Genomic DNA, 22,966 nt, shown 5'->3' with positions numbered 1-22,966 from the left:
TTATGTATATAAGAATACTTTATATTTGCACTTATGGCAGTGAATACAGAGCTTTTCAAAGGAACCTTGCAAACCATCATTTTAAAGATGTTGTCTGAAAATGAGAAAATGTACGGTTACGAAATTACACAACGGGTTAAGTTAATAACCCAAGGAGAACTCATACTAAAGGAAGGAGCGCTTTATCCGGCGTTACATAAAATGGAAGCGGAAGGATTATTGGAGACCAGCACCGAAATAGTAGACAATAGGGTGCGGAAGTATTATTCGCTATCTAAAGATGGGGGTAAAGCTGTTGCTAGTAAATTGGAAGAAGCTAAAGCATTTATTAGTCAGTTGGAGTTATTGTTGAAATTAAAGCCTAGTTACTAGTATAGCATGAAGAAATTAGATAAAACACAAATCGACTATATCAAAAATTATATCGTTAAAAAAGGGGTTAGATATGTAGATGTTCAAATGGAAATACTTGATCACGTAGCTAGTGCAGTGGAAGAGAGCATGAGTTTGAATGAAACTTTAACACTGGATGAAGCGTTGAAAGAAGTACATCAATCATTTGGTATCTTTGGATTTTCAAGTTTGGAGGATGCGATTGTAGATGCGATGAATAACAAATACAATAGCATCTTTTGGGCCAACTTCAAATCTTTTTTTAATTTTAAGTATCTGATATTACAACTTTTAACCGGTGTTTTATTTTATAAGTTGATACAGTTTACCGGAAATTCTGATATGGTTTTAGCTATTACCCTAGTCTTAATTTTTGTTGTTATGGGAACAATTATCATTTCAAATCTGCTAAATAGAACTTATAATAAGTTTTTAGCTTTTCGTGTATCAGCTTCATATTTTGCTTATATCGGCTCATTCTTTTTATTTTTTAAGATGATATTAAAAGATGTGCCTAACGTTGAATACTTAGGAATTAACATCAATGTATTTTTAATCACCATCTTGATGGTAGGTTTAGCCATCTATGTAATTTCGGGTGTTAATACTGCTAGACTGGGAAAGAGAGAAAGTAGGCTTTTAATGGAAAAATATGCAATTTTAGATCAGGCGTAAAAAATAAACCCTCCCTGCATTGCCTAAACTTGAGTCGGAGGGTGTTTTGGAAGCTAGTACAAAAGTAGTAGATAATCGGTTGCGAAATTATTATTCACTATCGAAAAATGGCTAGAAAGAAGTGGTTAATAAACTACAGGAAGCCAAAGATTTTATCGACCAGTTACAATTATTGTTAAACTTAAAGCCTGCAACTTAATATCTGTTTGTTACTAACGAATAATACAAATGATTTGAGTTATGGCTATTATGAATCTATAATCAAAATTAAAAGCCTAGGATGAAACTAACTAAAATACAATTAGAAAAAATAAGAATCTATCTAGATGAGAATGGATTTAAATATCTAGATATTCAAATGGAAATTTTGGATCACATTGCTTCTGCAGTAGAAGAAAAGATGACAGAAGATCCTACGTTAACATTTGAGGATGCAGTAAACCAAACAAGAATATCTTTTGGAAAGGCTGGCTTTATTAATATAGAAAAATCAATTGTAAAAGGATTGAGCAATAGGTATAGGAAACTTTTTTTTCGACATTTCTTTTCGTTATTTGGTATTAGGTTTATTTGGATGCCTTTTCTCTTAGTTTTTGGATTGTATCAGTTGCAAAATATAATATCCAATAAAGATAATTTGTTTACGGCGGTTATTATAGTCTATATTTTAGTTTTCTTGGTGATGGCTTACAGAAGTCTAAAGTCTGCAGCCTATAGAAAATATATGGTTTATAAAGTCTCAGGTGGATATATGGGTTATTTAGGCTTATTCTTAATGATGGTTTTTCAGTCTATCAATTATTCATCAACAGATAAGTTATTTGGCTTAGATAGAAGCTATCTAATGGTATCTATTTTAGGTGCCCTTTTTGTCATGTATTATATTGCTGCGCTTAAAACGGAAAAAGCTGGTATTTTAGAGAGCAAAGCTATGGCTGATAAACTACAACTTATATAGCTCGTAAAAAATAAACCCTCCCTGCATTATGCAGAAGAGGGTCTTATAAAACAACATCAAAAAACTAGCAATTTAAAGGATATAGTAAGAGCCAACAGGCGCCATATCCGCGTGAGCTTTGTCCTCAAATAATTTGTTGTCATCCAACATCTGACAAAGGTCTTTTTCAATAGTCCTACAAATGGTTGTGGTAGGGGTATCGGTGGGTTTATTTTCAAAGGGATCTTGCAGGTGCACAGCCATCTTCTCTACTAGTAAGAAGAATACAGAGATAGAAACTACAACAGGTATTTCCATGAAACCAAAATATTCTATCAGTCCAAAAGGCAACATCATGATGAATAGAAATATCGACATGTGGATGTATTTACTGTAAGTAACCGGAAAGATGGTCTTTTTAATTCTTTCGCATCCACCCATGTGGTTACAAAGTGCATTCAAAGTTTTATCGATCTCTATTTGCTGATATTTATTGATCCAGCCTTCTTGCAAAGCCTTTTTCAAATCCATTGCATGTAATTCTAAAAGCGCTACAGTGACGTTGTTTTGCCTTTTGATAAATGCAAATTCATCGGCCTCTAAGTAACGATCTAAACCTTTTGACGAACTAAATCCTCTAAGCGATTGGCTAAGCGCATAACACCAGGCAATTTGCCTTTTAATAAATTTGCGTTTAAAAGTTTTGGTATCATCGGGTGCGTAAGCGCTATCTACAAAAGACAGAATTTGTCTGGCCAATGACCTCGAATCGTTTACAACGGCACCCCATAAAATTCGGGCTTCCCACCATCGATCATAAGCTTGGTTTGACCGAAAAGCCAATAAAAGTGATATGATTGTTCCTAATAATGCCGGTACAGCAATTGGAATGGAGATGCGTGTGACATGGAAATTATGATATAAAATTACGACACTCACCGAGTAAATTACAACGAAGAGCAACTCTTTTTTGATCTTTCCAAAAATATAGGTGATGGGTATGTTATTTCGTAAAAGCATGATATCGTGTTTTTAGTTAGGAATTTTTAAGCGGACACTGAATTGGTGCGCTTTTCATTTAGCATCTTAGTTTCGAACAGCTCTTGTTCTTGTGCAATTACACGTGTATCTAGCTCTAATACTTGGCAACCACTACGTGATGTTAAGTATTTAGGGTCTACGCTATATCTATTGATTGGGTTAAAATTATAGTCCTGTTCATACACAATCAAATCTATCTTTAAACCTTCGATCAAGTTCTTAAATGCTGCGACAGTACTTCCGTAAAAAAACTCAATGCCTATTGCTTTTACTTTGCCTTGGTATTTTGCAGTATACTGATCAATTTTCTGATAAAATTCATCACTAACATTTTGATAATCTCTACTTCTTCTGCTCAACATCAACATGCTGGTAATGGAGTCTGAGAGTTTGAAAGCGTGTAAAAAGATTATGGTTACTTCTTTTAAGTCAGGCTGCAAAGCGATAGCATCAATTATCTTTGTGCTTTCTACTTTAAAATCTGTTGGAACTAATATTCTTTTCATAACCCTAATTGTTAAATGATCAATTAATTATTTGATACAATATTAGGGCAGGCAAATTATAGCCACTTAAGAATAAGATTAGAATGAGATTAGAATTTTAATTAACTGGTAGCATCACCTTAATTTCGGTGCCCAAACCTTCCTGAGATTTGATCCCAATACTGCCGCGGTGTAACCTGATGATGTTAAGAGAGAGCGGTAAACCAATGCCATAACCATTAAAATTGCTGGTGTTGGATGCCCTGAAAAATGGCTCAAATATGTGCTGTATATCGTCTTGCGGTATACCAATACCTTGGTCAATTACTGCAATAGACAAAAGGTTTCCGTTGCTTTCCAGCTTTACTTTTACTGGCTTAAAGTCTGAGTATTTGCAGGCATTGCTCACAATATTTGTAACTGCTAGTTTTAGCAAATTCTTATTGGCTTTCAGGGTAACTGCGGCTTCGTCTTCAGGTAGTTTACTTAAGTCTAATTCAATTTTGCTTTCAGGATGCACTTGATAAACTGCTGCTTTGATTTCCCATAACAATTCATCCACTCTTACTTCTTCGCGTGGCTGAACTTTTCCATTGAAGCCAGATTGTGCCAAGCCCAGCAAGCTAGCAATGATGTTTTCCAAACGTTCGGCTTCTGACTTAATTTTATTTAACGTTTGTAGGTAGTCTTGTTGCTGCAAATTGCCATGGCTTGCCAATTCCACTTCTCCAGTAATAATTGTTAGAGGCGTACGCAGTTCGTGGGAAGCATTGCTGATGAAGTTATTTTGCGTTTCGAAAGCTGTCTCCAACCTATTGAGCATGTTGTTAAAGGTCTGTGCCAAGTCAGACATCTCGCCGCCACCATAGCTTTTCACGTCCAGGCGTAGGTGAAGGTTTTCTGCCTTGATTTTTTTCATGCTCTTAATGGTTTTTCGGAGCGGATCAAGGGCGTATTTAGAAAAGCGCCAGCCCACTAAGAAGGAGAGAAACACGGAAAGAAAGAATCCAGCAACTAATATTTTTTGTAGATTTTTAAGCTCCTTGAAACCAAAAGGGTCATTTGCGGTGATAATAACGATGTATCCTTGTCCGCCGCTTTCAAAGTACTTGCCAGCATAAAAGTGGTTTTCTTTACGGTAGCGAGCCATTTTACCTTCATTGATACGCTTGTAAAAACTTTTTGGAAGTTGATCTTGAGTGTTAACTTCAGGATGTGTATTGGTGTCTGTTTTTACGATGTATTCTTTTTCGGAAGGAAGTCGCTCTAAATATTGGGCCCGCATTTTTGCGTAAGCATTGTTGTTTTCATCTTTAACAAGCTTGATTTGCGCCGCAATGTTTACCCTTGCCTCCAAACGTTTGTAAAAATCTTCAAAGGCAAATTCATTGGAAAAGTACCACACAAATCCACTTAACAAGGAAATGATAACTGCCGACAGTATGGCAAATAGTAAAGTGATTTTTTTCGCTAATTGCATTAACTTTCTTTCAAAACGTAACCCAAACCTACCGCTGTATGAATCAATTTCTGATCACTGTTCTTATCGATTTTCTTTCGAAGATAATTTACATAAACATCAACTACGTTCGTGCCCAAGTTAAAATCGATATCCCATACATTCTCTAAAATATCAATTCTGGAAAGAATTTTGGATTTATTTTTTGCAAGAAATTCAAGTAAGCGATACTCAGTAGCGGTAAGCGTAATTTCCTGATCGGCTCTTTTTACGCTTTTGGCTGTCACGTTGATTTGTAAATCAGCAATGTTAATGGTTTGATCCAGGCTGATAATGCCGCTGTATCTGCGTAGCAACATACGGATGCGAGCGAAAAGCTCCGCGAATTTGAAAGGTTTGGTTAAATAATCATCTGCACCATTATCCAGACCATTCACTACATTTTCTGTAGAGTCAAGTGCTGTTAGCATAATAATGGGAACGTTAGGCTTTTCCTTTTTGATGATTTTGCATAGTTCTAAGCCGTTGATTCCGGGTAGCATGATATCCAAAATAATCAAGTCGAAATTACCAGAAAGCGCCATTGTTTGGCCAATATTGCCATCTGGGGCTACACTTACATTGAACCCTTCTGCGCTAAGGCCGCGTACCACAACTGATACTACGTTAGGTTCATCTTCAACTAATAGCAAATTCATCAAGGCCAAGTACTTCAAAAAAAGGGATAAAAAAAAATATATCCCTTCTTTTAGTTAAATTTTACTGTTTGATAACGAACAGCAAATGCAAAGTATTTGTTTGATTATTTCTTTTCGGACATCTCCTTTAAGGATTGAAGGCCGCTTTCGAAATCTTTCCCGATCATTTTATCCATGCCACCCATTACTAAGCACATCCATCTGCCAATGATATTATTGTCGCCGCTCATTGTCCAAGTCACTTTTGTTCCTTCCGCTTCTTTTGAAAGATCGAAGGTAACGTTAGCTAAGCTTTCAAAAGGTTTGATGAATTTCAAATCCATCTTGATTTGCTGGTATGGAGTTACACCTGTAATGCTCATTTCCCCTTCGCCTGATTTTTCTCCCGCCCAATGGTATTGATGTCCAACTTGTTCGGGAACACCTTTTAAATCGTATTTAGAAGTAGGATCCATTTTGGACCAAGTGTTCCATTTCAAGAACTTATTTAGGTCGGCAATGTTTTGGTAAACTACCGTGTCCGATGCGGCAACATTGATTGATCTGCTTACGGAATAGGTTTTTGGAAGTAACATTCCTCCAATAAAAAAGATGGCTATTAGTACCACTAACACCATCAAAAATACTTTTAAAAACTTCATGTTGTATTTGTTTGATTCACATAAAGTTACTTAAAATTGGGATAAGTGGAAATTTTCCTATTGGTTTGCTACACCTTTCAGTTTTAAATCCTTTACATTGTTGCGGATGTTTAGCATAAAATCTGCACCGGGATCGTTTTTACCAGTTAGATAGTTAGGATTGGTTTCTTTCCAAAGTGGTGTGTTTTTAAACTTTGCGTATTCGTAATGGCCAATCAAATATTCGATATTGTATTTTTTGCAAAGGTACCGCACTAACATTTCATTGGCTTTCAGTTGAGCATCAGTTAACGGAAAATCTGCGCTACCTACATTTTCAACTCCTATAGCGCAGTAATTTAAGCCAATTACATGTCTAGCAAAATAATTTTCTGGCATTAACCTGTAAATTGTTCCATCTCTATCAATTAAAAACTGCGATGATGTATTGAGTGAACTTACTTGGGCAATATCTTTTCTATCACCATTAGGAAGCTTTGCAGGATAAAAAGCATTAAAGGTTGAGGAGAAGGTTTTTGCAGCTGTCCAGTGCAATACGATTATTTTAGGAACAATGGTAGGTGTGTTTTGTATGATCCCATGTCTTTCTTTAAGGTATTGTAAACTTAAGTTAATTCTAGTGGAATCATAGGAAATAGGCTTGTCGACAATTTTAATTTGCTGCGCTTGAACTGCGGTACAAATAATAAAAAGCAGTAAAAATAAATTGATTTTTTTGAGCATCGTTTAGTCTTTGTAAAAGGTAAGCACTTGTTTTTTATAGTCAATTTTACAGTTGAACTGCACTAAAATATCTCCGCCAATAATACCAGAAATAGAGGGTTGTCCAAGTTGGATATAAGTATCAGAAACGCTTTGCAGGTCGATAGCTACACTATCGTAGTTGCTCAGTTTCAAGTTGCCAATTTGCAGGAGAGGAATGGTGCCCTCTAAGGTAGTTGCACTGCTAAATATGGTTGCTGCTTGTTGCTCTTCATTTTCAAGTAGTTCTGGCAAATGTTTTTCCATAAGCGTTTTATCAAATACCGAACGCGATGCTCCGGTATCTACTACCGCAAATAGATTTTGCCCAAAAACAACAATTTCCACTAAGATGTGGAAACCGTTGTCTTGTAAGTTTACTAAAATTAAAGGAACCTTAATTGTTCTCATTAAATTGTTTATTCATTTAAATAATGTAAAAGATTTACCGTTATGATGTTTAAACGATTAATCAGTTAACCAAAATTACACTAACTTCATTTCAGCTAGCACATTGTTCATGCCGCGTACCGCATCTGCACTTTTGTTGAAAGCCGCTTGCTCTTTTTCGTTAAGGGTATAGTCGATAATTTTTTCCCAACCATTGCGACCAATAATTACTGGAACGCCTAGGCAAATATCATTTTGACCGTATTCGCCTTCTAATGACACACAACAAGTGAATAGTTTTTTCTCGTCTCTAACGATTGCTTCTACCAATGCTGCGCCTGCTGCTCCTGGTGCATACCAAGCGGAAGTTCCAATTAAGCCAGTTAAGGTAGCTCCGCCCACCATGGTATCTGCAGCCACTTTTTCTAAGGTAGCTTCATCTAATAGCTCCGATACGGGTAAGCTTTGGTAAGTGGCATATCTGGTTAAAGGGATCATTGTGGTGTCGCCATGGCCACCAATTACAAATCCTTGTAAATCGTTAGGACTGCAATTTAAGGCCTGACTTAGATAATATTTAAAGCGTGAGCTGTCCAATGTACCGCCCATGCCAATAATTCTATTTTTTGGTAAGCCTAATGATTTAAGTGCAAGGTAGGTCATCGTATCCATAGGGTTAGAAATTACGATGATAATGGCTTCTGGAGAATACTTTAAGATGTTTTCAGCAACACCTTTTACAATGCCAGCGTTAATGCCAATCAATTCTTCGCGGGTCATCCCCGGTTTACGAGGCAAACCTGACGTAATTACCGCTACTGCAGATCCAGCTGTTTGACTATAATCGTTAGTTACACCTTTAATTTTTGTATCGAAACCCAATAGGGTAGCGGTTTGCATCATGTCAATGGCTTTGCCTTCAGCAAAACCTTCTTTAATATCTAATAATACGAGTTCTTCTGCTAATTCTCTTCGTGCAATGTTATCTGCACAAGTGGCACCAACGGCACCTGCACCTACTACTGTTATTTTCATATCTACTTTGGTTTTTAGTAATTGGTGAAGCTTAAAAAGCTTCTTTTATCAATTTGTGTTATTATATTAAAGATCTTTCACAGAACTAAGGTATAGAATTGTATCAGCTAAACAAATATTTTTTGCATTTGGATAATGCATTATGATTTTTATTTGATGAAGGCGGTTTTTTTGCCGGAGCTAAATACCTGTTTGTTTAATTAAGTTGTTGATAGATAGAATTTTAATTTAATATTTTGATGCTAGGTAGAACTATTTTCCAGCTTGTGTTGTTTAGCATTTAAACTAAAAAAATTGCATCATGAATATTAAGGAGCTATTATTAAATGGAAAGGCGTTTCTAACCATTTTAAGTGATTTTGCTATCGAAGCGAAAAATGTCATTATTCAAGATGAAGATATGCTCTTCAGAAATATTGGCGGAGCTAAAAATCCAATATTGAAAGAAACCGTTTGCATAGAAGGTAAAAATGAAGAGGGTATTTTCAATTTTTTTGGCACGCTACACTTCAATTGGTTGGACAAGATGGCTGTATTTGAAATGCAAGGTTTTGAAAAAATCGCTCCCAAGTCATAAGGTATATTGTAGGTTAATAAATTTCTTGAGATGAAAATATTTTCTTTAGTTACAGGTTTGTTTTTTGTTGCGCAAGTGGCTAGCGCTCAGGTTGCGCCTACATTTCAATTCGGATTGAAAGGCGGTTTTAATCTATCTAAATTCAGTACAGAAAATACTTTTGCCAGCGAAAATAAGGCTGGTGCTTACGGTGGTGTTTGGGCAAGAATTGGTGGTGCAGGAATTCACCTACAGCCAGAGTTGTATCTTTCTGGGAAAAATACTACGCTACAAAGTAGCGCTGGATTACAAAATGAAGTTACTTTTACCAGTTTAGATGTACCTGTTTTGGTTGGTACTAAAATTGGGGCAGCCGGTGTTGGCATACGTTTAAACACTGGTCCTGTTGCATCATTTGTAATTAACGAAAAGCAAAGTTTCGACCAAGCTGCTTCCAATGTTTTTAACGGAAGGTTTAAAGATCAGGCATTTGCGTGGCAATTTGGAACAGGTTTAGATTTGGGTAAATTAAGTGTTGACTTGCGTTACGAAATGGGACTTTCGAAGCTTAATTCTACTGGTTATCCGGAAACTAAATTGAATATATTTATGCTAGGCTTGGGACTAAGATTGTTCTAAATCATCGCCTTTTTCAATAATTTGAGTTACCTCTTTAAGTTCGTACGTATAAGCTCCTTTAATGGGGCGTATATTTAACTGTTGCTGCTCGCTTACTATTTTAATGAAGCATGCTCCGAAGTAGAAAATCAATGAAGAGTAAAACACAAACAGCATTACTAGCACAATTGATCCTGAAGCCCCATAAATATTCTCAATATTGCTTAAAGGCAGCATAATACGCAGAATATATTTTCCTAGATTGAATAATATACCAGTTAACAGTCCTCCCTGAAATGCGGTTTTCCATTTAGGGCGAGCATTAGTTAAAAAACGAAATAGGATAGTAAACCAAACGGTTACTATAAGAATAAAAAGGAGTTGATTTAAACCCCAAAGTAAATATTTGCCAAAGTTTGGGGCCGAACTGTTGAGGTAGGTGCTCACGAAAGCTTGAACACTGTCAGTCACTAAACCTACAAAGAATAAAATTCCGGCTAACAAGATAATGATCATGGAACGCCCACGTATTTTCAGCGTGAATAAAAATCCTTGTTTATCTTCTTGCGCAATATTCCATATTTGTTCCACCGAGTTTTTGATTACGTTGAATAAAGTAGTGGCTACGAAAATGAAAAACACAAATGTTAATACCGTAGCCCACCAGTTATGGTCAACGCCCCTAATGTTTCTAAGTGTTTCTCGGATTTGATTGGTGCTGCTTGGAATTAATATCTGCGAAATCCGCTCAAATAACTGTGAGGCTAGAAATCTTCTATCAACAAAAAAACCAAATAAGCGTATAAGGATCAATAAGATGGGAGGTATAGCGAAATTGGCGAAGAAAGCGGTAGCTCCGGCTAACCTCAATGGGTCGTTTTTTTGAAATAGCAAAAAGGCATTTCGTAAGTGTTTACAAAATAAAAATAGCTTCGACTCTTTCAGTGTAGATGTTATTCCCATTAGCGAATTTCAAAAATAACAAAATATGCCAAAGGATGTTTGTTGTTGTTATGATTAATGAAAGATTTGTGGTTAAAAATAGAAACTTTCAAACTATTACCTTTCCAGTTGGTTATGATAAAAAACTAAAGGAGATAAGCCATGAACAATTTTTTTAGAACAGCTATAGCAGGCTGGGGAGCTTGGAAGTTAGGCGGAGGTTGCCTATCAACAATTGTGATTTTTGTAGCTTTATACTACTTGTTGGGCCATTGCTAACATTAATCATCACCATTTCATAAAATAAGCGCATGAAGAAATCTTAGTTATTTTAGAGTTTCTCCATGCGCTTGAAATGAGAAGCGTATCTTACAAATTGCCTCTCAACGCTTGTTCTCTTTCGATACTTTCGAAAAGTGCTTTGAAGTTGCCTGCGCCAAAGCTTTGTGCGCCTTTACGTTCAATAATTTCAAAGAATAAAGTAGGTCTGTCTTCTACTGGTTTAGTAAATATTTGAAGTAAATAGCCTTCTTCATCACGATCCACTAAAATACCCAATTCCATTAACGGAGCTAATTCTTCGTCAATTTCACCCACACGGTCGGGCATCATATCGTAATACGCTTGTGGAGGTGCGCTTAAAAATTCCACGCCGCGAGCTTTTAATTCTTTAACTGTTTTTACGATGTCTTTGGTGGCTACTGCAATATGTTGTACGCCTTCTCCTTCGTAAAACTCTAGATATTCCTCAATTTGTGATTTCTTTTTGCCCTCTGCAGGTTCGTTAATTGGGAATTTTGAGTAGCCGTTACCGTTGCTCATTACTTTACTCATCAAAGCTGAATATTCGGTATTGATTTGCTTATCATCGAAGGTAAGGATATTAACGAATCCCATCACTTCTTCGTACCATTTAACGGTTTCATTCATGCGGTTCCAACCAACGTTGCCTACACAATGGTCAATGTAAAGCAAACCAGTATCAGTTGGATTGTAGTCGCTAATCCATTCTCTATAACCTGGCATGAATACACCATTGTAGTTCTTACGCTCAATGAACATGTGAATGGTTTCGCCATACGTATAAATTCCAGACATGCGTAGTTCACCATGCTCATCTGTGAGTGTTTGAGGTTCTAAATAGGGTTTTGCACCACGTTTAGTAGTTTCCTCGAAAGCACTATAAGCGTCATCAACCCAAAGCGCCAATACTTTAACGCCATCGCCATGTTTTTTTACATGTTCAGCTATCGGATGTTCAGATTTTAAAGCGGTAGTTAAAATCAATCGTATTTTACCTTGTTGTAGTACGTACGAAGCTCTGTCTTTAACTCCGGTTTCAGGACCTGCATAGGCTAAAGATTGGAATCCGAACGCAGTTTTATAATAATGCGCCGCTTGCTTGGCATTTCCTACATAAAATTCAATATAATCTGTTCCATTAATAGGAAGAAAATCAGGTGCTTTAGCTATTTTTTCTGCAAATGTTTGTGTGCTCATTGTTTTTTATTTTGTCCGAAGGCGAATAACCGATGTCGGATGTTATAACTTTTTAATTAGTCCGGAAGTCGGAAAGTCCGTAAGTTTTAGTGTTTTTTTGAAGTTAATGCCAACTTAAATCTTTTCTGACTAAAAGCTTCTGACTACTACTCTACGTTTATCTGCCAACTTTTATGATAGCTTTCATCCTCAATGGAAATGGCATCTTCAGTAAGCATTAGCGGTCTAAAAGGATCTATCATTACTGCCAGCTCTTCTGTTTTTTCCTGGCCGATTGATTTTTCAACCGTTCCTGGGTGTGGCCCATGAGGGATACCGCCTGGATGCAGTGTGATTTGTCCTTTCACCACACTTTTACGACTCATGAAATCACCATCAACATAGTAAAGCACTTCATCACTATCTACATTACTATGGTTATAAGGCGCTGGTATCGCTAATGGATGATAATCATACTTTCTTGGCACAAAAGAACAGATCACAAAATTATGTCCCTCAAAAGTTTGATGCACTGGAGGCGGTTGGTGCAGGCGTCCAGTTATGGGTTCGAAGTTGTGGATAGAGAAAGCCCAAGGATAATGAAAACCGTCCCAGCCTACAAAATCAAATGGATGCGTTCCGTAGGTGTACGGGTACATGATTCCCTGCTTTTTAATTAGCACTTTAAAATCTCCTTTTTCATCAAAAGTTTGAAGATTTTGCGGTCTTTTAATATCCCTTTCACAAAATGGAGAATGCTCTTCCAACTGCCCGAAAGTGTTTCTATACCTTTTCGGGGTGCGTATTGGACTAAAGCTTTCTACAATAAATAGGCGATTTTTTTCGTTATTAAACTCCATTTGATAAATGGTGCCTCGTGGGATAACCAAATAATCACCGTATTCAAAAGCAATTTCCCCAAATCCTGTCTTAAGTTTTCCCGATCCTTCGTGAATAAAAATTACCTCATCAGCCTGACTGTTCTTGTAAAAATAATCAGTCATTGATTGTTTAGGTGCAGCAAGGGAGATATGCAAATCGCTATTTACTAGTACTGGCTTGCGACTTTTCAGGTAATCGTCCTCAGGTTTGATGTTGAAACCAATTAAACTGGTATGGCGGAGGTGTTTTTCCCTAGCAATTTTGGGTTCTACGGAATAAGGTTCGCCAATTGCTTTCACAATAGTTGGCGGATGGCAATGATATACCAGCGAATATAAGCTAGAAAAGCCTTCCGTTGAAACTAGTTCCTCCGCATATAAATCGCCATCTGGCTTGCGGAAAACGGTATGTCTTTTAGGAGGAATACTCCCTAAAGTATGGTAAATAGGCATATTATAAGATTAATTTGGTTAGAAATTATTATAATAACGAATAAAGGTAGAGAACGTTTACTGTACGTTCATTTAAGTAGAAGTTATTAAAAAGAATATTGTGCAAATATCAGTTTGGAAAGCATAGCATATCTGTAAGCGGAAAAAACTTCAGCTACACAGTGGTTATGATATGGAAAAATTTCGTTCATATTTGTTGCTGTAAAAATAGCTTTTTTGCCGCAATGTTTCAAGCCTCAAACTATACAATTTTATTACCAATGATTTTACCACGTTAGACTCTTAACTTCACTCTAGAGATTTGTTGTCTTAAATTAATGTGAGCTAAAAGTGCCTCATGTGGTTCAATAAATATAACCTGATGCAGGTTTTGGAAAACCCATAATGCTTTCATAGCTTTGAACCATCCAATTATAAACCTTCTCCAAGTTGCGTTGTTGTTTTATTGGGTATTATTTTTGACATCGCTAAAACTTATTAATAAAAATGAAGCTTGTATCCTACAAAACAGAAGATAGAGAGCACCTAGGTGTATACGCTAATGGGCATATCTATAACCTTAACTCGTGTGATAAATTGATTCCTGATAACATGAATGCTTTTTTAGAAGGTGGCGAGGCGCTGATGGAAAGAGCAAAAAGGGTAAATCAAGATATTTTAACGGGTGCTTTGAGTCCAAAGGAAGAAGTTTTTTATGAACTTTTGGCGCCAGTTCCTCATCCAACTTCGTGTAGAGATGGGTACGCATTTAGGCAGCATGTGGCTGCGGCACGTAGAAACCGCAAGGTAGACATGATTGCAGAATTTGACCAATATCCAATCTTCTATTTTACCAATCATAACGCTATTCAAGGTCCTGGTGAAATTGAATGTATGCCTGATCACTTCCAAAAGCTTGATTTTGAATTGGAAGTTGCCATTGTAATTGGAAAAAAAGGAAGGAATATCAAGGCAGCGGAAGCCGATGAATATATTGCTGGCTATATGATCATGAACGATATGAGTGCCCGTACGCTGCAAATGGAGGAAATGTTATTGAATTTGGGTCCGGCAAAAGGTAAGGATTTTTCTACCATAATTGGCCCTTGGCTGGTTACTCCTGATGAATTGGCTTCCTATAAAGTTCCTGCAAAGGATGGCCATGTAGGTAACAACTATAACTTAAAGATGACCTGCAAGGTGAATGGCATTGAAGTATCTAGCGGCAACATGGCTGATATGGACTGGACTTTTGCCGAAATTGTGGAGCGTTGCGCCTACGGAGTTGATATTTTGCCAGGTGATGTGATAGGATCGGGTACGGTAGGCACTGGATGTTTCTTAGAGTTAAACGGTACAGGTTTGTTGAACGATCCTAACTATCAGGTGCAATGGCTACAACCGGGTGATCATGTAGAAATGGAAATCACCGGCCTTGGAGCGCTAAGCAATACCATTACTAAAGCAGATACTGATTTTTCGATATTAGCGCTTAAAAAATAAGACTTGAAAAGCAGGGTTCGATGTGCTTAGGTTATGAAAGCCCTGCTATTCGCTTTACTGCGTGCCGCTGCTATCAGGTTTAGCTTACATAAGTACATTTTTCTATGCTACAACTTACAGCATTGATTATGAAGCTTTCCTTTTAGATAGATTCCTCCTAACGTCGGAATGACAAGGTGTACAAATAAGAAGCGAAACTAACATTTCAATCTTTCCATTTCCACCCTTGCACCCTTAAAACTTAAAACTTTCTAACCTTCCAACTTTAAAACTTTCCAACCTTTCAACATTTCAACCCCGTACCATGCTTACCTTAAACTGCGAAGAACTTTCACCAATGCAATTGCAAAACTACTTGCAATATGCCATAGCGCCACGTCCAATTTGTTTGGCTTCAACTATTGATGCCGATGGAAATGTGAACTTAAGCCCTTTCAGTTTTTTTAATTTATTTAGTACCAATCCGCCGGTTTGTATTTTTTCACCTGCACGTAGGGTGAGAGATAATACCACGAAACATACCTTAGATAACATTTTAGAGGTGGGAGAGTGCGTAGTGAACATCGTAAACTATGCTATGGTGCAACAAACCAGTCTATCGAGTACCGAGTATGGGAAAGACGTAAATGAGTTTGAAAAGGCTGGTTTTTCAATGGAGGTTTCCCATTTGGTGAAGCCGCCAAGAGTAGCGGAAGCGCCTGTACAGCTAGAATGTATAATTAGTCAGGTAATTCCTTTGGGAGATCAGCATGGCGCTGGAAATTTAGTTTTGGCTGAAATTAAATTAATCCATATCAAGGAAGATATTTTAGATGCTGAAGGGAAAATAGATCAACAGAAAATTGATTTAGTGGCTCGCTTGGGCGGAAATTGGTATAGCAGGGTTACACCTGAAAGTTTGTTTACGGTACCGAAGCCGCTAACCACGTTGGGTATTGGCGTAGACGCTTTGCCTTTGTCGGTGCGCCAATCCAGAGTGTTAAGTGGAAACGATTTAGGTTTACTGGGGAATCTGGAAGTGTTGCCAAGCGATGAGGAAATTTCAGAAATGCAGTGGAATACCAATGTGAAAGATATTCTAGATGCTACTATTGGAGACGCTACCAACCGAGAACGTGAGCTACACGAATTTGCAAAAGAATTAATTGTCTATGGCAAGGTAGCTGATGCGTTGAAAGTACTATTGCTTTGATTAGTAGCGAAGTTGGTAGGCAGAAGATTAAAGTGAGGTAGTTAATAAGCGTAAAAGCATAGTTTGAAATAAATGGAATAGGCTAATGACTAATCCCTGATTCCTAATCCCTAATCCCTGTCCACTACTATTTACTCTACTACCGTTACTGCCTTCAAAAAGCGATTTTTATAGTATCCTTCTAAGTCGGTAATAGTAACACCTTTGGCTTTTCCAGAAGAAGAATGAATGAACTTGATGTTGCCATTTTCATCCTTGGAATAGATAATGCCCACGTGTCCTGGCCTTCTCACACGAGAATTAGTACCTGTAAAAACTAAAATATCACCAACTTTTGCGTCTGCTAGTTTCACCACTTTACCTTTATTGGCAAAGTCGGCAGATGAGCGTGCACCACTGAAACCAAATTGCTTATAAACATAGCTCACAAAACCAGAGCAGTCAAAGCCAATTTCGGGATTACTTGAAGCATAGCGGTACCTGGTTCCAATCAATGATTTTGCAAAATCCATGATTTTATTTGACGTGGAGTTGGCTACTTCTGGAATGCGGTTAATTACCTTTTCCATCATTTTTTGATATTGCACCGTTAACGATACGTTATCTTGTGCTTTTGAGCTAAAAGCGATACTTGTGAGCAATAAGATGGCGAAAAGTGCTTTCTTCATTATTTCAAACTTAACTAACTAGAACTAAAGCACCAAGGAATGTGGAAAACTTGTTGCTGAGTTTGTTAGTTTTTTAGGTGGTTAGTTGTTTGATTTACAATGCTATATCGCTTTGTTTTGGTGCTCAAGTAAATCGTAATTCGTAAATCTGAAATTGTCAATTTATGGCGTTGTCACTGCAACAGGCAATACTTTTCCATTGAAAAATTTATGCCCAGTTTTAGCAAAATCAGCAACATATTTGCCCATTTCAAATGCCAGTACCGGACTTTCATAACCAGGGAAAGCCGCTTCTAACATTTCTGTTTGTGCCGAGCCCAACGCTAAGCAGTTAATCTTAATGCCAGTAGCGCTAAGTTCTTGCGCCATACATTCTGTTAAAATATGTAGCGCTGCCTTACTAGCCGAGTAAGCCGCTAATCCGGCAAACTTCACACTTCCTTGGAAACCACCCATACTTCCAATGTTAACGATATGCGCACCAGTACTCATAAATGGTAGCATATAACGAGTCATCTTAAAGTGGCTCATCACATTGTGTTCTAACATCGTTGCCAAATCATTTTCAGTAGTTTCTAGCAATGGCTTATTGATTAAGGAACCAGCATTATTAACTAATATGTCCACCGTTCCTAGTCGTTGCTCTATAAAAGGCACCAATGCATTGTAATCATCATTAACCAAGTCGAATGCAACTGGTAGGAGCGTACATTCTGGCGTGATACTTTTCGCAATTTCATGTAGTTTACGCAGTTTGTCTGCTGATCTTGCGATGCAAACTACTTTGTTTTTAGTATCTAAACTAAATTCTAAAGCTGCTTCAAAGCCTATTCCGCTACTTGCTCCAGTGATAATGATGTTCATGGCTACATAAATTAAGTGGCGGCAAAGATAAGTAATTTACGTGGCGTAATAGGAAATTAGCTTTCTTGAAGTTCATCGGCTAATTGCTTTATATTTTGAGGTATTTTGATATTCGTCATTTCTTACAAAAGCCAAGAGTTTATAAGTACCTTTGGCGCTTGAATTCAAACAAACATGTTAGATAAATTAAAAGAAAGAAGCGAAGGTTTATGTGAATTATGCAGTAAAACCGAAGCTACAACTGCTTACACGGTAAGTCCTAAAAATGATGATACCATCGCAAATCAGGTGGCACTTTGTAACGATTGTTTGCAAAATATTGATGCAGAAGATCAAGGTTTTTACTGGCGTGTAGTGGAAGGAAGCATTTGGAATCCTGAACCAAGCGTACAAGCTTTGAGTTATCGCATTCTACAAAGATATAAGGATGAAGACTGGGCTAGTGGCGTATTGAATATGGTAGATTTAGATGAAGATGTAGTACAATGGGCGTTAAGTGGCTTGGCAGTTGCCGATGTACATCAAGATGCTTTTGGAAATGTGCTTGAAAACGGAGACACAGTTGTACTTACGCAAGCCTTAGATGTAAAGGGAACTAATTTCAGTGCGCCAAAAGGTACTGTGGTGAAACGTATTAGGTTAGTGCATGACAATCACGAGCAAATTGAGGGAAAGATTAATGAACAGATGATTGTGATATTGACAAAGTACGTTAAAAAGAATAATTAAAAAGGCCTTATCGTACTTTGCAAAGATTGAATATATTAACTTTACGAAGTTTTCAAAACTTCGTAAAGTTATCTGTATTTAGCTTTTTGTTAATGATTGAGGCTTAAAGGATGTTAATCCTCTACGGTAATCAATTGCGTCACCGGATTAGCAATAACATGAAAGCCATCGTTAATTAGCTTTGTAAATTCTTTTTCGTTAGCTGCTTTCATTTCTAAGTAAATCCTTATTTCGCTTTCCAATGATGGATTAGCAGCAGAATGATGTAGAATTTCTACAATTTGTAACGCACACAGCCAGTCATGACGATAATTGGTCTTCAATTCTGAAAATATACTCTCTAGATTTTCTTGACCTTCGCCACTTTCCCTTATATCCCTTACTTGTTGGTACAAGGCATGTAATCGTTTGGTTGCATCGTCGTAAACGACTTTGTGTGTAAGTTGATCGCTCACATGTGTCAATTCCTCGTACGCGTCTTTGTCGGCAGCACCATTAAATACCGAAATAATTTTTTCGCCAACGGCCATATCATAAGTTCCCCACTCAGGTTGGAATAATACGTTTCCATTGTTCTCTTTTACAGTACAGTCTTCAAAGGCAATTAGTATGGTTTTATCGTTTTTACGGATGATTTCTTTTACCGTGCCGTTTACTTCAATACCACTTTCGAAAGTTAGTTGCGCAGTTGATCCAACGTGAATTCCTAAGCTTGATAAATCTTCAAAATTATGGTCTTCCAAAGCTTTGTCAATGTTTTTCAATTTGCCAACAGGCGATGAAAACCCATCTTTATGATAATGTTTGCTATGTCCCAGCAGCTCTTTGTTGTCAAATGCTAACGCCGATTGTCCGGTGGTTTTGATAAAGGTTACTTCATCGTCCTTACTGATGCCCACATCGGTGAAAACACCAGTAACTTGTAAGCCAGAGCTATAAACTGCTGTGCTTGGGTTTTTACATTCTATCGCTTTAAGTACACTTTCTGCTCCACCACGTCTAAAAGCCATTGTGTTGGCAAACGTTTCCAAAACGTCAATCAAATTCTGGAAAGTGGGGGTGACGAAAAGCTGCGGCTGCTCTTGGGTAATATCATAGCTATAATTAACCGTATTGATGTCGTACCACAGTTTTTTAATTTTAGGATCCATGCAAGTGGCACTTTCTCCAATAGAAGAAAGCAACCCTGCGCCGTAAATTTTTGGGTTTTCGAGCGTTCCTATCAAGCCATATTCTACCGTCCACCAGTGTAAACGTCCTAGCAAAGCCATTTCCGATGGTTCACCCATATTTTCGGAAATAAATTTTAATTCTTTTTCTGCTTTTGCAATTTCGGCTTCATCAACATTTGAAGCTTCCTTTAATATGGATAGTCTGCGGATAGCTTCGTAAAGTTCAAAATCTTTACTGCTGAACATGGCTTTTGCGCCAATTGATCCGAAGTAGCTCAAATAATTGTTGTAGTCGGTATCAGCAATAATAGGTGCATGACCAGCACTTTCGTGGATAATATCTGGCGCTGGTGTGTATTCAATATGGTTAATCTGGCGGATATCTGCCGCAATAACCAACACCCTGTATGCTTGGTATTCCATAAATGCAGCTGGCGGAATAAATCCATCAACGGTAACGGCGCCCCAACCAATTTTGCCTAAATTGTCGTTCATCGTTTGCAGATCAGGAATGTACTCGATACTTAAGCCGGCTCTTTGCAAACCTTTGATGTAAGGATAATAAGCTACGTGCTTTAAATAACTATAATTTTGGCGCATTACGTAACGCCAAACCGCTTGATCTATTGGCGTGTATTTCTCGTAATTTTGCTCTACTATAAATTGCCTTAAATGTCTAGGCAATTTGGCAACTTGCTCGTTATTAAAGTCGTTAAAATCGCTCATTTATACATTGTGTTAATTGCACTAAATTAGCTTATTTGGGCTAGCAATGCAAGAAATTACCGTTGTTTGGATGTAATTTGTTTTTTATAACCATTTAAGATTTTGGATGATATTGTTTACATATTTGTGTTTCGATAATAAGAGAAACATTTACCATGTAAGGCATATAAGGTCATTGAAGGTTTGGATGGTGCTGTTTGTTGATAATGGAAGTGCTTTTTTAATCACATAAGGATACAGGCTGTGTAACCTCTGGATAATTCTATGTGCCTATGTGTTTAAAAAAAAGTTACACATTCTTTTTAACCCGGAAAGAAAAATATTTCTGGGAGAAATAGCTAAATACTGCTAAAACTATGGTGATTAGCGCCTTTGCAACCGAGGGATAAAACTGAAAGCCCTCTACTAAAATTTTCATCAAGGCATAGTTCAGCAAAATATTGGTGCAAACAACCGTACCGTACCTAAACAACTGTATTCTTCCTTTTAAATCCGATTGTGTAAAAACTAGATACTTGTTTAAGGTGAAGCCAATTAAAAACGTAATAATCGATTCTAAAACAAGTGCGGCAATGGGAGCTGTAACTAGATATTGTCCAACATGCACATCTTCTTGATGAAGAATATAATTATATATCACAAAATAAGCTACAATGCCTGAAGCCGCGGTTATACCGCCACTGGCCAAATACCTAAAAGTGTTGATCGCAAACCAATTTTTAAACGGCGGATAAAAGAAATCAATAAATTTCAGCGCTAATTTTCTCAATTCTTTTTATAAGTTAATTGGTTGTTAATCATTCGGTTATTATACTGTTGTACAAATGCTTTAAGCTTTTCTTCTAGTTGTACCTTAACTTCTGGTTGCTCTTCTATCAAATTTTTTAAGTTGCGCCTATCCTGTTTTAGGTTAAACATCGATAAGCTTTTTTGTCCGTCGCTAGTTAACTGGTAGTCTCCGTAATAAAGGTTAAAGGTTCCATCGTTATTATTAATCGCAAAGTTATCAGTTTTATTGTCGAAGGCATTGAAACCAAATGCAAAGTAAGCTTTTGGATAGTGTAAAAAACTAAGTACCGATGGCATAATATCAATTTGTTGTATGATTTTATCGGTTTTGCCTTTCAATTCGCCACCGGGGAAATAGAACAGAATTGGAATGGAGAAATAACCTGCAGTAGTTTGATAATCTGGTAAGTAGGAAACTGTAGCATGATCAGCACAAAGCACAAATAGCGTATTTTTATACCACGGCATTTTCTTCGCAGCGCTAAAAAAATTACGGATGGCCATATCTGTGTAGCCCAAAGGTTCTTGTATGGGCAAATTTCCCTTAGGGAACTTACCTTGATATTGTTGCGGCACCTTAAACGGATGATGAGACGACACAGAGAAAAACGCGGAGAAAAATGGCTGTGGAAAGGTATTGATGGTTTTGGCCATGTACTGCATAAATGGATCGTCCCAAATGCCCCAAATTCCATCAAAATCAGCATCATTGTTGTACTCAGTTTTGCCGTAGTAATGTTTAATTCCCGCTAAGTTGGTATAGGCTGAAAACCCCATCGAGCCATTAGGGGCACCATGGAAAAACGCAGTGTAATAACCTTCATCACCCAATAATTTAGCGATACTCGTAGTGTTATTGCTGGAATACTGCGAAAGCACAAAAGGTTCTTTGATAGAAGGTATACTTGAAATTACAGATGGAAGCGCATCGATTGATTTGCGGCCGTTAGCGTAAGTATGCGCAGAAGTAAAGCTCTGACCTACCAAACTATCTATAAACGGAGTAAAACCTTTGTACTTGCCATTCAATTGATCTTTATTAAGTGCTCCAACGTGTTCTTTCCCTAAACTCTCGATGATTAGAAACACAACATTTAGTTTTTTAAAGCTGTTGGTGTCGCTTGGTAAGTGTATTGGATTATAAATTCTATTAAGGCTCGCTTCATCAAAATAGTTTAAAGGTTTTAGCTTTGAAGAACCTAACGTTTTCATGATGCTAAAAGGCGTGTTAAGCACCAAGCTCATATCACCGGGAGCTTTAACATAATCTCCGGCATTACTCAATGTAATTGGTCTGGTACTGTGTCTCCATCCGCCTCTAACACCTCCAATGAAAAGAAATGCAATCAATAACAGTGCTGCGGTTTGAACTACATAAGTTTTCCAACTAAACTTTGGTTTGTCGACTGCCTTAAATAGTTGACTTAGCTTTGCAAAAGCCAGTACAAATAATACAAAAACTATTAAAAGGTACCAGTATTCTATCAGGAAATCGACGGTTAATTTCAGCTTGTTTTGCTCGTTACTGAATTGTGAGAAAACACTTCCAGTAGTACGTTTAAGCGTGAATTTGTAATAGGCAAAATCAATGAAATTGGCTAAAAAACCTATGCAGTTAGTCACTATAAATAACCATTTCAAAAATTTTTGGTAATTGGGTTTGTATTTAAAAGGGAATGGTACGGCCTGTAAAACAATGTACAAGGAGTTGATGTACAGCAAGGCTACAATGTCAAATTTAATTCCACCTAAAAATGTATATGCAATTTCGCCGCTGGTTAAATGTTTAAATAACGACTTATTAATCATAAAAAAACCTAATCTGCATAGTGCATATAGGGCAAGCAGCAATACAAATTGGTAAATTAGGATTAGGTATACCGATTGTTGACGTTGTTTTTGGTTCATTCGAGTGCTTAC

The 22,966-nt window shown here is 37.2% G+C and carries 24 protein-coding genes; 8 read left to right on the top strand and 16 right to left on the bottom strand.

The annotated features are described in order from the left end of the window. Positions 1-33: 33 nt before the first annotated feature. The 3 genes from ACY2A0_RS03095 (at position 34) to ACY2A0_RS03085 (ending at position 2,026) form a co-directional block, all read left to right on the top strand. Positions 34-372, top strand: coding sequence for a PadR family transcriptional regulator (locus ACY2A0_RS03095; protein ID WP_461788146.1), 339 nt, complete (start codon positions 34-36; stop codon positions 370-372). A gap of 6 nt (positions 373-378) precedes the next feature. After that, positions 379-1,068 carry a hypothetical protein gene (locus ACY2A0_RS03090; RefSeq protein WP_461788145.1) on the top strand — a complete coding sequence of 230 codons (690 nt, stop codon included), beginning with the start codon at positions 379-381 and terminating at the stop codon, positions 1,066-1,068. Between the two features lie 280 nt (positions 1,069-1,348). Next, positions 1,349-2,026, top strand: coding sequence for a hypothetical protein (locus ACY2A0_RS03085; protein ID WP_461788144.1), 678 nt, complete (start codon positions 1,349-1,351; stop codon positions 2,024-2,026). Positions 2,027-2,098: 72 nt separating this feature from the next. On the opposite strand, the gene ACY2A0_RS03080 is transcribed toward ACY2A0_RS03085, so the two are convergent. The 8 genes from ACY2A0_RS03080 to mdh form a co-directional block, all read right to left on the bottom strand. After that, complete coding sequence (locus ACY2A0_RS03080; protein ID WP_461788143.1) at positions 2,099-3,025, bottom strand: bestrophin family protein; 927 nt, start codon at positions 3,023-3,025, stop codon at positions 2,099-2,101. A 26-nt stretch (positions 3,026-3,051) separates the two neighbouring features. Beyond that, the gene (locus ACY2A0_RS03075; RefSeq protein ID WP_461788142.1) at positions 3,052-3,552 is read right to left on the bottom strand and encodes a hypothetical protein; all 501 of its coding nucleotides are present in this window, start codon (positions 3,550-3,552) and stop codon (positions 3,052-3,054) included. A gap of 97 nt (positions 3,553-3,649) precedes the next feature. Then, positions 3,650-5,011: a sensor histidine kinase gene (locus tag ACY2A0_RS03070; RefSeq protein WP_461788141.1), complete on the bottom strand. Its 1,362-nt coding sequence runs from the start codon at positions 5,009-5,011 to the stop codon at positions 3,650-3,652. Continuing rightward, positions 5,011-5,688, bottom strand: coding sequence for a response regulator transcription factor (locus ACY2A0_RS03065; protein WP_461788140.1), 678 nt, complete (start codon positions 5,686-5,688; stop codon positions 5,011-5,013). The genes ACY2A0_RS03070 and ACY2A0_RS03065 overlap by 1 nt, the downstream gene beginning before the upstream one ends. Before the next feature lie 104 nt (positions 5,689-5,792). Next, on the bottom strand, positions 5,793-6,329 hold the full coding sequence (locus ACY2A0_RS03060) for an SRPBCC family protein (RefSeq protein ID WP_461788139.1): 537 nt from the start codon (positions 6,327-6,329) through the stop codon (positions 5,793-5,795). 57 nt (positions 6,330-6,386) lie between these two features. After that, positions 6,387-7,052 carry a peptidoglycan recognition protein family protein gene (locus ACY2A0_RS03055; RefSeq protein ID WP_461788138.1) on the bottom strand — a complete coding sequence of 222 codons (666 nt, stop codon included), beginning with the start codon at positions 7,050-7,052 and terminating at the stop codon, positions 6,387-6,389. A 3-nt stretch (positions 7,053-7,055) separates the two neighbouring features. Then, positions 7,056-7,481 carry an aspartyl protease family protein gene (locus tag ACY2A0_RS03050; RefSeq protein ID WP_461788137.1) on the bottom strand — a complete coding sequence of 142 codons (426 nt, stop codon included), beginning with the start codon at positions 7,479-7,481 and terminating at the stop codon, positions 7,056-7,058. A 75-nt stretch (positions 7,482-7,556) separates the two neighbouring features. Further along, a complete protein-coding gene (mdh, locus tag ACY2A0_RS03045) occupies positions 7,557-8,495 on the bottom strand; it encodes a malate dehydrogenase (protein ID WP_113639146.1) in 939 nt (312 codons plus the stop codon). Between the two features lie 301 nt (positions 8,496-8,796). Here mdh and ACY2A0_RS03040 point away from each other — a divergent pair, with 301 nt between their 5' ends. Together ACY2A0_RS03040 and ACY2A0_RS03035 are read left to right on the top strand one after the other, a co-directional pair. Further along, positions 8,797-9,072, top strand: coding sequence for a hypothetical protein (locus ACY2A0_RS03040; RefSeq protein WP_461788136.1), 276 nt, complete (start codon positions 8,797-8,799; stop codon positions 9,070-9,072). A 30-nt stretch (positions 9,073-9,102) separates the two neighbouring features. Then, positions 9,103-9,690 carry a porin family protein gene (locus ACY2A0_RS03035; RefSeq protein ID WP_461788135.1) on the top strand — a complete coding sequence of 196 codons (588 nt, stop codon included), beginning with the start codon at positions 9,103-9,105 and terminating at the stop codon, positions 9,688-9,690. Here the strand turns inward: ACY2A0_RS03035 and ACY2A0_RS03030 are convergent. The 3 genes from ACY2A0_RS03030 to ACY2A0_RS03020 form a co-directional block, all read right to left on the bottom strand. Continuing rightward, positions 9,676-10,539, bottom strand: a complete 864-nt coding sequence (locus ACY2A0_RS03030; RefSeq protein ID WP_461788134.1) for a YihY/virulence factor BrkB family protein — start codon at positions 10,537-10,539, stop codon at positions 9,676-9,678. The genes ACY2A0_RS03035 and ACY2A0_RS03030 overlap by 15 nt on opposite strands. 441 nt (positions 10,540-10,980) lie before the next feature. Then, the gene (hppD, locus tag ACY2A0_RS03025) at positions 10,981-12,111 is read right to left on the bottom strand and encodes a 4-hydroxyphenylpyruvate dioxygenase (RefSeq protein WP_461788133.1); all 1,131 of its coding nucleotides are present in this window, start codon (positions 12,109-12,111) and stop codon (positions 10,981-10,983) included. Between the two features lie 146 nt (positions 12,112-12,257). Continuing rightward, entirely contained in the window at positions 12,258-13,424 is a 1,167-nt protein-coding gene (locus ACY2A0_RS03020; protein WP_461788132.1) for a homogentisate 1,2-dioxygenase, read from the bottom strand. A 486-nt stretch (positions 13,425-13,910) separates the two neighbouring features. Between ACY2A0_RS03020 and ACY2A0_RS03015 the strand changes: the two genes are divergently transcribed. Next, a complete protein-coding gene (locus ACY2A0_RS03015; protein ID WP_461788131.1) occupies positions 13,911-14,906 on the top strand; it encodes a fumarylacetoacetate hydrolase family protein in 996 nt (331 codons plus the stop codon). Positions 14,907-15,210: 304 nt separating this feature from the next. After that, entirely contained in the window at positions 15,211-16,098 is an 888-nt protein-coding gene (locus ACY2A0_RS03010) for a flavin reductase family protein (protein ID WP_461788130.1), read from the top strand. A gap of 131 nt (positions 16,099-16,229) precedes the next feature. Here ACY2A0_RS03010 and ACY2A0_RS03005 read toward each other — a convergent pair whose 3' ends face one another. Then, the gene (locus ACY2A0_RS03005) at positions 16,230-16,766 is read right to left on the bottom strand and encodes a C40 family peptidase (RefSeq protein WP_461788129.1); all 537 of its coding nucleotides are present in this window, start codon (positions 16,764-16,766) and stop codon (positions 16,230-16,232) included. 162 nt (positions 16,767-16,928) lie between these two features. Next, positions 16,929-17,630: an SDR family oxidoreductase gene (locus ACY2A0_RS03000; RefSeq protein ID WP_461788128.1), complete on the bottom strand. Its 702-nt coding sequence runs from the start codon at positions 17,628-17,630 to the stop codon at positions 16,929-16,931. Between the two features lie 174 nt (positions 17,631-17,804). Here ACY2A0_RS03000 and ACY2A0_RS02995 point away from each other — a divergent pair, with 174 nt between their 5' ends. Continuing rightward, positions 17,805-18,359 carry a PhnA domain-containing protein gene (locus ACY2A0_RS02995; protein WP_461788127.1) on the top strand — a complete coding sequence of 185 codons (555 nt, stop codon included), beginning with the start codon at positions 17,805-17,807 and terminating at the stop codon, positions 18,357-18,359. Positions 18,360-18,472: 113 nt separating this feature from the next. Here ACY2A0_RS02995 and ACY2A0_RS02990 read toward each other — a convergent pair whose 3' ends face one another. The 3 genes from ACY2A0_RS02990 to ACY2A0_RS02980 all read right to left on the bottom strand — a co-directional run bounded on the left by ACY2A0_RS02990 (position 18,473) and on the right by ACY2A0_RS02980 (position 22,954). Continuing rightward, positions 18,473-20,257, bottom strand: coding sequence for an aromatic amino acid hydroxylase (locus tag ACY2A0_RS02990; protein ID WP_461788126.1), 1,785 nt, complete (start codon positions 20,255-20,257; stop codon positions 18,473-18,475). Positions 20,258-20,546: 289 nt separating this feature from the next. Beyond that, entirely contained in the window at positions 20,547-21,026 is a 480-nt protein-coding gene (locus tag ACY2A0_RS02985; protein WP_461788125.1) for a GtrA family protein, read from the bottom strand. Next, entirely contained in the window at positions 21,023-22,954 is a 1,932-nt protein-coding gene (locus ACY2A0_RS02980; protein ID WP_461788124.1) for an LTA synthase family protein, read from the bottom strand. Before ACY2A0_RS02980 ends, ACY2A0_RS02985 begins: the two co-directional genes overlap by 4 nt. Between the last annotated feature and the right edge of the window lie 12 nt (positions 22,955-22,966).

Source organism: Pedobacter sp., from assembly GCF_965249885.1.
Classification (GTDB): Bacteria; Bacteroidota; Bacteroidia; order Sphingobacteriales; family Sphingobacteriaceae; genus Pedobacter.
This window is presented reverse-complemented; position numbering and strand designations above follow the sequence as displayed.

Excerpts from the sequence above, each read along its gene's own strand:
- ACY2A0_RS03095 (WP_461788146.1), top strand. The coding sequence starts at position 34 with ATGGCAGTGAATACAGAGCTTTTCAAAGGAACCTTGCAAACCATCATT.
- ACY2A0_RS03090 (WP_461788145.1), top strand. The coding sequence starts at position 379 with ATGAAGAAATTAGATAAAACACAAATCGACTATATCAAAAATTATATC.
- ACY2A0_RS03085 (WP_461788144.1), top strand. The coding sequence starts at position 1,349 with ATGAAACTAACTAAAATACAATTAGAAAAAATAAGAATCTATCTAGAT.
- ACY2A0_RS03080 (WP_461788143.1), bottom strand. The coding sequence starts at position 3,025 with ATGCTTTTACGAAATAACATACCCATCACCTATATTTTTGGAAAGATC.
- ACY2A0_RS03075 (WP_461788142.1), bottom strand. The coding sequence starts at position 3,552 with ATGAAAAGAATATTAGTTCCAACAGATTTTAAAGTAGAAAGCACAAAG.
- ACY2A0_RS03070 (WP_461788141.1), bottom strand. The coding sequence starts at position 5,011 with ATGCAATTAGCGAAAAAAATCACTTTACTATTTGCCATACTGTCGGCA.
- ACY2A0_RS03065 (WP_461788140.1), bottom strand. The coding sequence starts at position 5,688 with ATGAATTTGCTATTAGTTGAAGATGAACCTAACGTAGTATCAGTTGTG.
- ACY2A0_RS03060 (WP_461788139.1), bottom strand. The coding sequence starts at position 6,329 with ATGAAGTTTTTAAAAGTATTTTTGATGGTGTTAGTGGTACTAATAGCC.
- ACY2A0_RS03055 (WP_461788138.1), bottom strand. The coding sequence starts at position 7,052 with ATGCTCAAAAAAATCAATTTATTTTTACTGCTTTTTATTATTTGTACC.
- ACY2A0_RS03050 (WP_461788137.1), bottom strand. The coding sequence starts at position 7,481 with ATGAGAACAATTAAGGTTCCTTTAATTTTAGTAAACTTACAAGACAAC.
- mdh (WP_113639146.1), bottom strand. The coding sequence starts at position 8,495 with ATGAAAATAACAGTAGTAGGTGCAGGTGCCGTTGGTGCCACTTGTGCA.
- ACY2A0_RS03040 (WP_461788136.1), top strand. The coding sequence starts at position 8,797 with ATGAATATTAAGGAGCTATTATTAAATGGAAAGGCGTTTCTAACCATT.
- ACY2A0_RS03035 (WP_461788135.1), top strand. The coding sequence starts at position 9,103 with ATGAAAATATTTTCTTTAGTTACAGGTTTGTTTTTTGTTGCGCAAGTG.
- hppD (WP_461788133.1), bottom strand. The coding sequence starts at position 12,111 with ATGAGCACACAAACATTTGCAGAAAAAATAGCTAAAGCACCTGATTTT.
- ACY2A0_RS03020 (WP_461788132.1), bottom strand. The coding sequence starts at position 13,424 with ATGCCTATTTACCATACTTTAGGGAGTATTCCTCCTAAAAGACATACC.
- ACY2A0_RS03015 (WP_461788131.1), top strand. The coding sequence starts at position 13,911 with ATGAAGCTTGTATCCTACAAAACAGAAGATAGAGAGCACCTAGGTGTA.
- ACY2A0_RS03010 (WP_461788130.1), top strand. The coding sequence starts at position 15,211 with ATGCTTACCTTAAACTGCGAAGAACTTTCACCAATGCAATTGCAAAAC.
- ACY2A0_RS03005 (WP_461788129.1), bottom strand. The coding sequence starts at position 16,766 with ATGAAGAAAGCACTTTTCGCCATCTTATTGCTCACAAGTATCGCTTTT.
- ACY2A0_RS03000 (WP_461788128.1), bottom strand. The coding sequence starts at position 17,630 with ATGAACATCATTATCACTGGAGCAAGTAGCGGAATAGGCTTTGAAGCA.
- ACY2A0_RS02995 (WP_461788127.1), top strand. The coding sequence starts at position 17,805 with ATGTTAGATAAATTAAAAGAAAGAAGCGAAGGTTTATGTGAATTATGC.
- ACY2A0_RS02990 (WP_461788126.1), bottom strand. The coding sequence starts at position 20,257 with ATGAGCGATTTTAACGACTTTAATAACGAGCAAGTTGCCAAATTGCCT.
- ACY2A0_RS02980 (WP_461788124.1), bottom strand. The coding sequence starts at position 22,954 with ATGAACCAAAAACAACGTCAACAATCGGTATACCTAATCCTAATTTAC.